Origin of the sequence: Paenibacillus andongensis (assembly GCF_025369935.1) — a bacterium.
Taxonomy (GTDB): Bacteria; Bacillota; Bacilli; order Paenibacillales; family NBRC-103111; genus Paenibacillus_E; species Paenibacillus_E andongensis.
The window spans coordinates 5,437,609-5,451,257 of the sequence record NZ_CP104467.1; the positions used below are offsets into that span (position 1 = coordinate 5,437,609).

Genomic DNA, 13,649 nt, shown 5'->3' on the forward strand with positions numbered 1-13,649 from the left:
AGCCATGTTCAATAGTCGTGACGTCTTTCTCAACTCACTTCTTAGCTCGTAGGGCATCCCGATGCTCCAAGGGTGTCAAACCGGTCATTTTCTTGAAAAATCGGGTAAACGAGTGAGCCGCCTCGTACCCCACACGAACACCGACCTCCGAAATTTTCAGCTCATCCTGCTTGAGCAGCTCTCTTGCTTTTCCAATCCTTGCTTTAAAGAACGTTGCCTGGAATGAGCATGATCCTATGTTGGTTATTCCAATGTGAACGAAGCTAGACTCGCGCCTCCCGTACCCGTATACGTGAAATACAAGGCTTGTATGCCATCCGGTATAACGAGATCCGTAGAATATTCCTTCCATATATTTGTAAAGTCAACCGATATCTTCCCGAGAGCAGGACCGTCCCATGATGTTTTCACTTCAAAGGCACCACGGCAATATCCACGCACCCTGATTTTGACTTTCTTGATCCCATCACACTGAAAATATTTAAATCCGGCTGTTGCGGAATCCCTCATATTGGCGATATAACCGATCTCCTCATCTCCATCTTTCCCATCTTGGGTAATCTTCGGAAACCGACAGTCCATCCATTCCCCGGGAGCTCCTGTATACAACGCCTCAACATTGCAAAACAGATTGCAAGCCAGGTACGAAGGATATTCCCCTCGACCGTCAAGCGGCCCTCCATTCGAACCGCAGGATGTCATTTCCACCTGCGGAATCGTACCATCCTCGCGGAATTCGATCTGTTCGATACAACCTTGCCGGCTGAAATTCGTTCCGTTGGTATGTCTATGATAAAAAATGTACCACTTTTCATTCATCTCAACAATGCTACCATGGTTATTGCCGCCATAATACATGGGTTTATTCGCCGGTTTGTATGAGTCGATATGAAGATCATTATTGCTGACAATGACTCCCTGATATACGAAATCCTTTGTTGGGCATTTACTGGTCGCGTAGCACAGTTCATGCATGACGATGGATGAATAAATAAAATAATACGTATCGCCTTTCTTCCTTATAGAAGGGGCCTCAAAAAACTCATGCCCTTCGAATCCGCTGCCTTTGCTGTAAGGTTCACTTGGCGCGACAAATACCGGTTCCTCCAAAATCGTGAGCATATCGGGACCCAGGACCGTAGCCATGGCACCGCTTCTTGACTTGTCCCCAGCTGCACAGAAACCGGTATACAGGTACGTTCTTTCTCCTTCTGTCATCACTCCTGGATCAAATTGTGGCTCGTCGCCTTCTCTGTCTCCCAAACGTGTTCCATCGGCATATCGAACATAGCCATAAAATTCATATTTGCCGGCCGGGGTATCACAAACAGCGACCGAAACGATAGAAACCTTGTCAAGGCCATAGTACAAATAATAACGTCCATCCGGACCAACCGTGACATCTGGTGCATACAGACACATTCTTTCATCAGGATTAAGCGGATCATCTTTTTTTTTGTAAATCACGCCTTCATACCGCCAGTCTGCCGGGTCATCCTCAGGTGCCGACCAACAGACATAATCGTTCAAGCAATACGCATGCCCATTAAAACGGTCATGAGAGCCATATACATAAACTCTGCCGTTAAAAACATACGGTTCTCCATCGGGAATATATTCCCATGATGGAAGATATGGATTTCGTGCTTGTTTTTTCATATTAATCTGTTCACTCCTGCTAAATTGGATGTTTCTTTCATATACACTGAATATTCTTCTTCCTCAACTCTGAACAACGGTATGAATATCACATGATTGCCCTGATCGTCATCCACAGCAAATTCCAACCGTTCCTTTTCACGGTTAACGAGTTTATCAATGAATCTCAATTCACGGGCTTGGATTCGGCCTTAGCAAGTACATGAACCGCAGTCCCTGCCTCCGCCTCAAACGAATAGGTTGATGCGTCGAGTTGCGTTGGCTCATAAATCTCCCCTTCAATCCATAATTGGATGGGCAGATTGCAACGAATACGATACACCCCTTTATAATCTGGCTTCAGATCAGCATGCTGTAATTGACCGTCCTTCCATGCCATATCTACCGTTACCGCACCGCGGGCGCGAAGCCCCGTTACTTCACCATTGGACCATGCCTTAGGGAGAGCTGGTAACAAATGAATGGCGTCAGCATGGCTTTGCAACAGCATTTCCGCGATACCCGCAGTCCCGCCAAAATTACCGTCTATCTGAAACGGCGGATGGTTATCGAGAAGGTTGGGCAATGTGGAGTGCGTCAAAAGGGCAGTTACATTTTCGTATGCTTCTTCCGCATCTCCCAGCCGAGCCCAAAAATTCACAATCCAGGCGCGACTCCAGCCTGTATGTCCGCCTCCGTTTGCAAGTCGTCTCTCCAGTGTCCGGCGAGCAGCAGCACTTAGGCTTGGTGTCTTCTCTGGAGTGATCTGTGTTCCCGGGTGCAAAGCGAACAAGTGTGAGATATGACGATGTCCTGGCTCCACTTCCTCATAATCTTCAATCCACTCCTGTATTTGTCCATGACGCCCAATCTGGGTCTGAGGCAGCTTATCTATTGTAAGTTTAAGCGTTGTCACGAAGTCCATATCCGTCTCTAGCTGTTCACCTGCCGCTAGACATGCGAGAAACAATTCGCGAGCAATCTGGCTATCCATGGATGGCCCATAGCAGAGCACGCCCGTTTCCCCATTCGGCAATCTATAAGTGTTTTCAGGTGAGACAGAGGGGCAAGTGACAAGCATTCCACTAGGAAGTTCGACCATATAACCAACAAGAAAAGCAGCCGCTTCTTTCATCATCGGGTAAGCACGTTTCAGAAATGCCTCATTCCGCTCGAATTGATAATGTTCCCAAAGATGCAGACATAACCATGCAAGACCTAGGGGCCAATATGTCGAGGGTAGATAAAGATCCTGCGGTGCGGTATCCGCCCAAATATCAGTATTATGATGGGCAGCACTGCCACCGCACCCATACATGACTTGAGCGGTTCGGCGACCGTTTGGAATCATCCGTTCGATCAATTCAAAGAGAGGCTCATGGCATTCGGATAAATTGCAGATCTCAGCCGGCCAATAGTTCATTTGCGCATTAATGTTAATGGTAAATTTGCTGTCCCAGGCCGGCAACATATCCTTATTCCAAATCCCTTGCAAATTCGCAGGTAAAGATCCTGGTCTGCTTGAAGCAATAAGCAGATAACGGCCATACTGAAAATATAAAGCTAGAAGTTCGGGGTCTTCAGCTCCAGCTTTCATCTGTTCCAATCGTTTCGAGGTGTCTTGTTCCTCAGCATTGCATGCAGCATCAAGCCTTAACGACGTCCTCTCAAACAGTTTACAATAATCCTCAATGTGGGCCGTTAATAAATCGGTATACGTCCGTGAAGCAGCACGCTTGGCATTCGCAAAAGCTGCGGATTCAGGATCGGACTCTCGAAAATCCGTGGCGGCGGAAATGACCAATGTGACGGCATCGGCATTGGTCACGACCAAGTGCTCCCCTATCGTACGCATTTTGCCTCCCTCTGGTTTGCACATCAACACACCGCAATAGTTAACACCTCCACCACTATTGCCGCTCATCACGATCGAATTACCTTCTTCTGTGCGGATATGGTCTACGTATCTGAACCTTTCCCTTCCCATTCTTGCCGTAAAAGAAATTTGGCCCGGCGTATCAGCCGTCAATCGAATCACAATCGCGCCGTCCGGATAGCTCGCAAAGATCTTGCGACGATAATGAACCTTACCCGCCTTAAAGGAAATACTGACCACTGCTTCTGATAAATCGAGCTCCCGTTCATAATCGATGACTTGGTTATCGTCTAATGTTGGGAAATGAAGAAACAGATCGCCGAGCGGCACATAATGACGCTGGGTTTCAGGGATCGCAGTTAAGGCAAGCGAAGCGAGGGACTCGGCTTCTTTGAGCTTCCCTTCAAAAATGAGGCGGCGAATTTCCGGAAGATGTTCCAAAGCATCCGGGTTATGCCGATCCCTCGGCCCTCCATACCATAGGGAATCTTCATTAAGCTGCAGTCGTTCGGAGCATGGCCCTCCGAAAATCATAGCTCCCAGCCGTCCGTTGCCAATCGGAAATGCTTCGTCCCAATGCTTGGCTGGGGAGCGGAAAAATAGTCTTTCTTTGTACTCTAAACGTGCTTCACTCATGATGATTGACTCCTTCACTTTACAATCGGATTCTATTTCTAATCAGCAGAGTCTCCTTTTTTTGTTGTCTAAGTTACGGTTTGGCGGCCCTCTCAAGAGACGCGCCTTCCTTCTGCTTGTGAAACTTTCTAGGTGTAAAGCCCGTAATCTGCTTGAATTGACGGCAGAAGTGCTCCACGTTGTTATACCCGCAGCGTAAAGCGACCTCCGCGATGGATAGAGAGCCGTGCAACAAATATTCCTTGGCTTGGCGGATGCGGCTTGTAATCACGTCATCCATACAAGAAATCCCGAAAGTCTTCTTGTAAATTGTCTGCAAATACCCAGGACTGATGCGGATAGAGTCGGCCATTCTTGGAACCGCCCAGTCCTGGCTAGGATTACTGTAAATGGCGGTCCGAAGCGATAACAAGTTGTAGTATTTGGGCGTAATTACTTCTTGAAAGTAAGATTCCAGCAGCTTGTTAAACAGGGTTCTCAGTAAGCAGTCAATGGATGATTCTTTATAATCTTTTTGAAAAGAGTGTTCACTGACGAGGAGTTGGAATATTTTGTGGCAGTATTCAGGGTCATTCAATGAAAATGGCACTCCGAATGGAAGCGATGTTTCCGTTACATACGATTCGTTGGATTCGAATCGAATCCAGTCGTTCTTATATTGTTCCTCGCAGGCTCGGTAATAAATTTTTTGATGGGGATGGTATAAAACTCCACTGTGTGCTGGGTACTCCTTCAATTCTTCATTGACCCAGAACAGGGCAGGTGTATGGGTCACAACGAGCAGCCAACAGTTATGGCCCTCAGGGATATCGAACACAAAATTGCTTGCGTGAGCGGCATCATACTCAACATAGAAAATGTTGGTCATCATGATCCTCCAGTATCAAAAAAATGACAATACATCAATTATTTATTAACATATATTACTGTTTGAAGACAGTCAACGAAGCAAAGGAACGACGGCTCCTCCCTGCAGCCCACGCTCTGGTTGTTCGATGTCATCGATCGGATTTTCTCTTGAAATATTGCCTCACGAGGAGCTGCATCATATCGCTGGGCTGTTCTCTGGAAAACTCGGCTTGATCCACGAATCGCATGCCGTACGGCGCCTTTGGCGTATAGGGCTCCCACCGAGGCAAGTCCTCTCCCGTAGAATCTTTACCGTTCGGATCTCCACAACGAATGAAGCTCGCCCAGTAATTGCACATTTGGCGGGCAAGATCGTAATGTTTGCCGACGAACGGCCTCCAGCATTTGGCGAGGGTCTCGAAGAAGAACCAGAGATCCACCGAGTGGAACGTTCCAGGGTTATCCCAACCTGGGATTCCCGCATCGAAATTGTAATAGTAAAGCGGGAGATTGGCGCCGGTATCCGCATTGGCCTGTCCGGCAATCCGTATCGCGTATTCGATGCCGCTTACCGAAGCTTTTTTCAAAACCTCATCGAAGTTGCCTGACGAAAATCCACAAACTTCAAGAAATTCATTGGCATCGTCGCCGAATAGATCGACGGCCAAATTCTTGATTCCGTCCAGCGAATCGGCCTCCGGAGCGCTGAAAAACTCGGATGACGTATGGCCGAACATCACCGGTACCTGCAAGCGCTTGTTTTGAAGGAACAATTCGAATGCGTTGCCAACACTGAATTTATTGTCGACGACGGTGCCCCAGAACGCCTTGTACTCCAGCATCTTGTCTCGGAGAGAAACCGCATCCAGCTTCCGGGCTTCCGCAAGCGAGGAAATGCCGAGAAATTCGAAGAATTGAACGCCTTCCTTTTCGGCTTCCGTAATATCGCGTAGAAACCTGGGTGTGCGGACTCCCGGGTAGAGCTCCGTGAGTATCCCGCTCTGCACGATCGCTCTCTGAAAGAGGCCGTTGTTCTGCGGTGAAGTAAGCTGGCTCATGACGCTTCCGCCGCCGGCAGATTGTCCGCCGACGGTGATGTTGTCCGGATCGCCGCCGAAAGCAGCAATATTGCGTTTGACCCATCTTGTAGCAGATTGTTGATCGAGGTGGCCGAAGTTCGCGGGAGCTTCCGGCGATTCCGCCGTGATTTCAGGGTGGCATAGAAATCCGAACACATTCAGACGATAGTTGATCGTAACCACGACGATGCCTCTTCGGGCGATGCGTTCCCCGTCGAACTCCATCTCGGCCGTATGACCGACCTGCAGGCCTCCTCCGAAATACCATACGTACACCGGCAGCTTTTCATCGGCACGGTTAGCCGGGGTCCACACGTTAAGGTAGAGGCAGTCCTCGTCCATGGCGATGTCCGGTTCCACAGCCCATTCCCGGGTATAAATATTGTTGTCGTCGATTTCTTGTCTGACCTGCATCGAGACCGGCGCGAATTCATATGCTTTGAGCACGCCCTCCCAGTCTTTGGCGGGCTGCGGGGCACGCCAGCGGTTCTCTCCTACGGGCGGAGCGGCAAACGGGATCCCTTTGAAACTCGTGATCCGGGGGTCGGCTGCCGGTAACCCTTGTACCAATCCATTTTCAACGTTTACGACTCTAAGCATGCTCGATTTCTCCTTACATTAAGCGAACTCGTTCCACGAAAGCGTCTTTGCAAGAATCTGCAAAAGATCATCGACGGACGGTATATTAGTCTAGAATCAGAAAATGAATGAAGGATATATAAGATCATACATATCCCTCATTCATAAAAAATTATAATTTTTACTTTTTAGCTAATGCATCGGCACGCATTTTAATAATTTTTTGCGCTTTTTCCGTATCCGAGGCAACTGCATCATTCCAGCCGAGGCCTATCACATCTTTCTTCATCATTTCCCAAAGCTTGTCGAACTCAGCTTGATTCTTTGCGAATACCATTTTCCAGGATGTGTTCTTTACATAGTCAGAAATCTGACTGCGTTTGTTTTTAATATCTGATGAATCGCTTCCTAAACTTGTATTGATATTGGGGACGATATCGATCATCTTATGTTTCAGGTAGTAATCTGTTGCGTTTTCTGCATTATAGGTGTTCTGCCAATCCGTCGTTAGCGCTGTCTTGTTCGCTTCAATTGTTGCGGCCCAGTAATTGCTGTTATAGAACTCCCCTGTCTTTGGATCTTTGGCAAAATCGCTTATGATCATCGTGTTCAGTTTGCTTTGTCCGTCCTGATATCCGCCGCCTCCATACTCATCTGGAACAGGTGTATTTTTCTGGAATGCGGTTTGACCCACCTCGGTCAGCTTAAATTTACCGTCTGCCGTCTTTTCATAGTTGAAGCCTTCAAATCCATTCACATAGTAGCGCAGGCCTTCAGGAGAAACAAGCCAATCCATGAATTCCATGATCCGATCGGGATCATTGGCTTTGGAACCGATAGCAAATACTCTTCCATTGCCGTAATAGGCATCGCTTGCCTGAATGATGTGCGTGTCAGCGATCGGAACAGCAACATTCCCGTCACCCTTTTTACCTCTTTCAATTGAATTGTAGAACCCTGTTTCCCATGAGTACCACAAAAGGAGTACCTGCTTGTTGGTCAGCTTTTCGGATACTTTGTTCCAATCCTGGGTTGGCGAGTCAGGGTCAACCAAACCCATCTGATTTGCTTTAAAATAGAATTGCAGAATTTTCTTGTACATACTGTTGTCATCGATGAGCGGAACGATATCGCCTTTTGCATTCAACTGGATGGTCGTGGTTCCTTCTGGTTGCTCGTAACCGTACCAATTGCTGAGCCAGCGTGCATTTTCCATAGTGCCTCTGCTGTCCCAATCCTTCCACAAGGTGATTGGAGCTATCGGTTTACCGTCCGGCGTCTTCGGATATTTCTCATGCATAAGTTTCAGCACATTCAAAAGATCATCCAGATTGTTCAGCTTGGGAGCCCCAACTCCCTTGTAATAATCCCAAGGCATTATTGGGCTTGAGTAAGGGATTTGTTCCGAGTATGTCGTTGGTGAAGTATCTGCCTCAAAAGTCGGCAAAGCATAAATCTTGCCACCCGGATTTACTTTTTGGAATGCTGCATTGAAAGGTTTGAAATGATTGTCCACATATTTGGACAGGTTCGGCGTATTCTTGATCTTATCCGTGAGGTCCATAATCAGACCCGCTGGAATTAATTCTTCCAACTGACTGTTAGGTACGATCACGAGATCGCCCAAATTTCCTGCTGCCGATCTTGTCTTGTAAAGCTGATCGCCGGCAATCTGCGGAGCAAGAATGTTCAATGTGATATTGAACTTGTCCTTAATAAGCTTTCCATACCACCCTTTCTGCTCGCCTTGATAATTTGCTGCAGCGTCAAAAACGGTAATGGTCAGCGGTTTACTGTGATCTAGCCCTGTACTTGCCTTGGATGTAGCTCCAGCACCGGAGTCTGGTGACTTACTTGGTACCGTTGATGCCGCCTTATTGTTAGATTCGCCTCCACAGCCGGTCAATGCTACCGAAACCATGAAGAGGCAAGCAAACGACATCAACATCGATTTTTTTACTGCTTTACTCCGCTTATTCATGTTCAACCCCCCGTATTCTTTCAATTTATTATAACGGTGTAAGTTATCCCTTCACTGCACCGATCATAATCCCCTTCACAAAAAATCTTTGGAAAATCGGATAAATCAACAAAATAGGCGCTACAACAATAATGGTCACCGTCATTCGAATTGAAGTAGTGGTTTGCTTTGTTGCCAGACTTGTTATGGCTGTCGAACCGGCATTCTCCAGATTTACCATGCTGGATATGGAACTTGCCTGACTAATATAGTTATATAGAATAAACTGCAAGCTATATAGTTTGCTCTCCGTAACCAACAACAACGTGTCTTGGAAGGAATTCCACTGATCCACTGCCGCAAATATGGCAACCGTAGCCAATATGGGCTTACAGATGGGCAACATGATTTTGAAAAAAAGGGTCATGGTCCCGGCCCCGTCGATACTTGCCGCATGTTGCAATTCCTTCGGCGTTGATTCCACGAAAGTCTTTACAAGAATGATGAAAAACGGAGCTACGATTGTCGGCAGAATATAGGCCAAAAAATTGTTTGTCAGATGCAAAGACCTCATTGTCAAATACCACGGAATAACCCCGGCATTAAAAAACATTGTTAAAACCGTAAAGCGATACCAAAATTTTCTCTTCCACATATCCTCTTGGGTAAACATGAATCCTAAAAAGGCGGAAGCCCCTACCGTCAAAGTGGTTCCGATCACGGTCCTTCCTACAGATACAACGGCTGCATTCCACAACCCCGGTATTTTAAACACATCCACGTAGTTATGGAATTGGATATGCATCGGGTAAAAGATAACATCACCTTTGGCACTGATATCGTTTGCACTTATCGTATTAATAATGATAGAGTAAAATGGATATACACAAATAAGCGCATAGAGGGAAAACAGGAAATATATTAAAACAGTAATCATTTTGTCTGTTGGGCTGACCTGGACTTTATTTTTTCTAGTGAGATGACTGCCAGACACTTTATCATTCGGCGCCAGCCCTACTGCTGTATCACTCATACAATACTCTCTCCTCTTAGTTTTTTTGATAGTCCGTTCACAGAAAAGAGAAGTACTACACTAATCAAGCTCTTTAGCATACTGATCGCGACGGACACGGAATAGCTGCCGCCCCCCATTGCTAGGTTGTAAACATATAAGTCTAAAGCTTGTATGGAATCCTTGTTAAATGCATTTTGAAATACGAAATATTGCTCCAAGCCATTATTCAGAAAACTCGCAATTTGCAGCATCAACAAAACAAAATAGGTCGGCACCATACTCGGCAATACTACATGCCAGATCACCCGCATTCTTGTCGCGCCGTCTACATAGGCCGCTTCATATAGAGAATCATCTATACTCATAATCGCCGCTATATACAATATGGCTGACCAACCCAATGTTTTCCAAGTCGTCCATATCCACATCATAATCCAAACATGGTCGGAGTTTTGAAGAAGTAATACCGGGGAATCAATAAATCCAAGTTGTTTCAAAAGGCCGTTGACTATACCTTCACTAGAGAACATTGAAAATGCCAGTGAATAGACCAATACCCAACTGATGAAGTTCGGCAAGGTTGTTACCGTCTGTATAAACCTCCGGAAACGTACGGATTTGATCTCAGTCAGGAATATGGCAAAAATCATTGGAAGCCAGGAGAATAGCAGATTCAAGCCACTCATCCCAAACGTGTTCTTGAGTATTTGAAGCGTTTGATCGATCTTTACTTGGTTTTCGACCAAGGTATGAAACCACTTCAGACCAACAAACGGCGATTGGGACAGCGGAATCGGCGGCGTATAGTCAAAGAATGCATAAACCCAACCATATAGCGGGTAATACGCAAAGACACCAAGTAAAACCATAAAAGGCATAATAAAGAGGAATTTTATCATTGAGATGCTTTTCTTGCTGTATTTTTCTATTCGTACCATGTCAGGCCCCCTATTTTATATTCAACGTATTTATTGACAAATAACGATATCCAAAAAAATATGGAGTGCCGAAATGGCAGTTTCACTCTACTCCAGCGCAAAAGGTCATCAATGAATTTGAGGACACACCTTGTGTTGATAGCGTTTTCAATCGGTTTCGTTAAAGCTATTATAAAATATCAATTTTTCCAAAACAATGACCTATTCTCATCGATTATTGATCTATTCTCATATAGCTCGGTGAATCACGATCATTTGGAGACATGGCTAATTTAAAATCAGCACGGACAAATTTGTTTAGACCAAAAAGCCGACCAGCTGCGATTCCGCCAGGTTGTCGGCTTTCCAATTGCAGGCGGAGAACAGGATGTCCCGCCCGCAGTTTTTAATGGCCAAGGCCAAATTTTTTTTTCATTAATAAGGATCGATCGTCCGAATCGTTCCATCTTCGTTATAGTGTAACTCCGTATATTTGACGCAACGCTTGTGGTTAACGCCTTCGGATAAAGAACTGTCGTGGTAAAATAAGTACCATTTGTCTTCGAACTGGACAATGGAGTGATGAGTTGTCCAGCCGATAACCGGAGTTAAGATCGTGCCCTTGAAGGTATACGGTCCCAACGGATTCCGGCTGACGGCGTAAACTAATTTATGGGTGGTGCCCGTGGAGTAGGACAAGTAGTACCAGCCGTTATATTTGTGTACCCACGGTCCTTCAAAATAGCGTCTATCCTCGTCTCCTGCGAGAATCGGGCTGCCGTTTTCGTCAACAATCGAAACTTCTAGCGGAGCGGTTTGAAATGACAGCATATCCTCGCTCAGCAGAGCGACCCGAGGACCTATAGCAGGCGCCTCCGCCGCCGGCCCCACCGCTTCCGGCTCGAAAGTACTGGTCTGCCATTTTTCCAATTGACCGCCCCAAAGACCGCCGAAATATAGGTAAGCCCGATTGTCGTCATCAACAAGCACCGCTGGGTCGATACTGAAGCTTTCCTCGATATAAGACGGTTGAGGAAGAAAAGGACCGGCCGGCGACGTGCTGGTCGCCACACCGATTCGAAAAATCCCATCATGATCCCGGGCAGGAAAATACAAGAAATAGGTGCCAGCCTTAAAAGCAGCATCAGGAGCCCAGAGTTGTTTGGAAGCCCAGGGAATATCTTTCAGATGAAGGACTTGCCCATGATCGATAACGGGGGACTCGAAGCCATCCATGGATAGAACATGATAATCTTCCATTGCATATTGATCCCCATTGTCATTATCGGTGCCGTCATGATCGAGATCGTGTGACGGGTAGATGTAAATTTTCCCCTCAAATACGTGCGCTGAAGGATCGGCAGTAAAGATATGGGTGACAAGCGGGTGATGAGGTTTCGGTAAATTGTGCATACTTGTGCTCCTCCTTTATGGATTTGATTTTGTCTTTCTCCTTTATTATGAGACCTTGTATGCGATTACAAAATAAATAGATTAAAGATCTATCCCCCCTTTAATAAAGATGCGGTTGATGAAATCAACCGCAAAGAGGGCAGACGAATGATTGCATTCGACCTGCCCTTTCCTTATCAAATGCAATTAACCGCTGATAACACCTTTTTTCAAAATTAAATTTGCGTATAAAGCTCTTTCGCCTGTTGCTATGATCGCGTAGGCTTGCTTCGCACGCTCGTAAAAGGCAAAGCGTTCAACTTCTTCAAACGGTTCGCTGTTTTGCGTATGGTTCTTCAGAATTGTCCTGTAGGTATTCCAGATTGGCGTCTCTACTGGATCTCCAGGCACGACCTGCATTAGGGCCACAGGCTTTTTCACATAAGGATCCAACGGGAATAATTGCATCGTTGCTTCCAGCAATTCAGGTATTCCGTGACCATCGCATCTGATCAGTCTTTGAGCATGACTTGCTGCTGGAAAGTTAGCGTCGGCTAATAAGATTTCATCGCCATGGCCCATCTCCATCAAAATCTTTAACATTTCAGGCGATAGGATGTGAGGTATGCCCTTTAACATTTTCAATACACTCCTTTAGCTGCCAAAATCTGATTATGTTCTAGACTTCTACGATCGCTTTTATTACCTTCGACTCCGGCATCAGCCACGTTCCGAACGAATCAATCATCTCGTCAAAAGCAGCACGATGCGTGATAAATTGGCTGATATCCAGGACGGATTTCCCAAGAACGTCCATGACGTGATCGAAGTCCGAAACTGTTGCGTTTCGGCTGCCCATGAGCGTTAGCTCACGTTTATGGAATTCAGGATCCGAAAACGCGATGTCGCCTTTTACCAGACCTACAAAAATGAGCTTCCCGCCATGAGCAACCAATTCGAACGATTTGGCCATCGAAGTAGCGTTACCAGTGGCGTCAAACACGGCAACAGGAAAATCGCCGTTTGTCATTTCGGAAAGACGCTGCTTCACATCGGAATCAAGTGCGTTAATGGTCTGATCCGCCTTTGCCCAAGATCTGCAAAAAGCAAGCCTTTCCTCGTTAATATCCATCGCAATGACTCTTGCTCCTGCGTATTTGGCAAAAGCCATGACACCTAGGCCAATCGGTCCTGAACCGATAACAAGCACCGTATCCGATTCCGAAACTTCCGATCGTCGTACCGCGTGCGCGCCGATGGCTAAAGGTTCTACAATTGCCGCCTCATCTAATGTCAAACCGTTAGCTTTTAAAATATGCGAAATGGGAACGGAAATTCGCTCCCGCATTCCGCCATCTTGGTGCACCCCAAGCACTTGCATATCCTTGCAGCAGTTTGTTTTGCCTCTGCGGCAGGCTAAACATTTGCCGCAGTGCATATAGGGAATAATGGCTACTCTATCTCCGATGACAAGACCTTCATCGTTTTTGCCGATTTGCTCGATTACACCTGACAATTCGTGCCCCAAGATTCGCGGATAATGGAAGAACGGCTGGTTGCCCTTAAACGCATGATAATCCGTTCCGCATATGCCAATTCGCCGAATGCCTATGATCGCATGACCCTCAGTCAGCTCCGGTTCAGGTAAATCCACCGACATTCGAAATGATTCAATCTGCTCGCATACGATTCCTTTCATTGCAAACCT

The 13,649-nt window shown here is 46.3% G+C and carries 11 protein-coding genes; all 11 read right to left on the bottom strand.

Features of this window, described 5'->3' with window-relative positions; genetic code table 11:
• Positions 1-34: 34 nt before the first annotated feature.
• A complete protein-coding gene (locus tag NYR53_RS24425; protein WP_261301737.1) occupies positions 35-352 on the bottom strand; it encodes a helix-turn-helix domain-containing protein in 318 nt (105 codons plus the stop codon).
• Positions 244-1,659 (bottom strand): family 43 glycosylhydrolase, encoded by a 1,416-nt coding sequence (locus NYR53_RS24430; RefSeq protein WP_261301738.1) that lies wholly within the window; start codon positions 1,657-1,659, stop codon positions 244-246. Before NYR53_RS24430 ends, NYR53_RS24425 begins: the two co-directional genes overlap by 109 nt.
• A 166-nt stretch (positions 1,660-1,825) precedes the next feature.
• On the bottom strand, positions 1,826-4,150 hold the full coding sequence (locus NYR53_RS24435; RefSeq protein ID WP_261301739.1) for a glycoside hydrolase family 95 protein: 2,325 nt from the start codon (positions 4,148-4,150) through the stop codon (positions 1,826-1,828).
• A 73-nt stretch (positions 4,151-4,223) separates the two neighbouring features.
• Positions 4,224-5,021, bottom strand: a complete 798-nt coding sequence (locus NYR53_RS24440) for a helix-turn-helix transcriptional regulator (RefSeq protein ID WP_261301740.1) — start codon at positions 5,019-5,021, stop codon at positions 4,224-4,226.
• A 127-nt stretch (positions 5,022-5,148) separates the two neighbouring features.
• Positions 5,149-6,678 carry a carboxylesterase/lipase family protein gene (locus NYR53_RS24445; RefSeq protein ID WP_261301741.1) on the bottom strand — a complete coding sequence of 510 codons (1,530 nt, stop codon included), beginning with the start codon at positions 6,676-6,678 and terminating at the stop codon, positions 5,149-5,151.
• A gap of 160 nt (positions 6,679-6,838) precedes the next feature.
• Positions 6,839-8,638: a type 2 periplasmic-binding domain-containing protein gene (locus NYR53_RS24450; protein WP_261301742.1), complete on the bottom strand. Its 1,800-nt coding sequence runs from the start codon at positions 8,636-8,638 to the stop codon at positions 6,839-6,841.
• A 43-nt stretch (positions 8,639-8,681) separates the two neighbouring features.
• A complete protein-coding gene (locus NYR53_RS24455; protein WP_261301743.1) occupies positions 8,682-9,650 on the bottom strand; it encodes a carbohydrate ABC transporter permease in 969 nt (322 codons plus the stop codon).
• Complete coding sequence (locus tag NYR53_RS24460) at positions 9,647-10,570, bottom strand: ABC transporter permease subunit (protein WP_261301744.1); 924 nt, start codon at positions 10,568-10,570, stop codon at positions 9,647-9,649. The genes NYR53_RS24455 and NYR53_RS24460 overlap by 4 nt, the downstream gene beginning before the upstream one ends.
• A gap of 414 nt (positions 10,571-10,984) precedes the next feature.
• Positions 10,985-11,962, bottom strand: a complete 978-nt coding sequence (locus NYR53_RS24465; RefSeq protein ID WP_261301745.1) for a glycoside hydrolase family 43 protein — start codon at positions 11,960-11,962, stop codon at positions 10,985-10,987.
• A 186-nt stretch (positions 11,963-12,148) separates the two neighbouring features.
• The gene (gene fucU / locus NYR53_RS24470; RefSeq protein WP_261301746.1) at positions 12,149-12,580 is read right to left on the bottom strand and encodes an L-fucose mutarotase; all 432 of its coding nucleotides are present in this window, start codon (positions 12,578-12,580) and stop codon (positions 12,149-12,151) included.
• Positions 12,581-12,620: 40 nt separating this feature from the next.
• Positions 12,621-13,640: a zinc-binding alcohol dehydrogenase family protein gene (locus NYR53_RS24475; RefSeq protein WP_261301747.1), complete on the bottom strand. Its 1,020-nt coding sequence runs from the start codon at positions 13,638-13,640 to the stop codon at positions 12,621-12,623.
• Between the last annotated feature and the right edge of the window lie 9 nt (positions 13,641-13,649).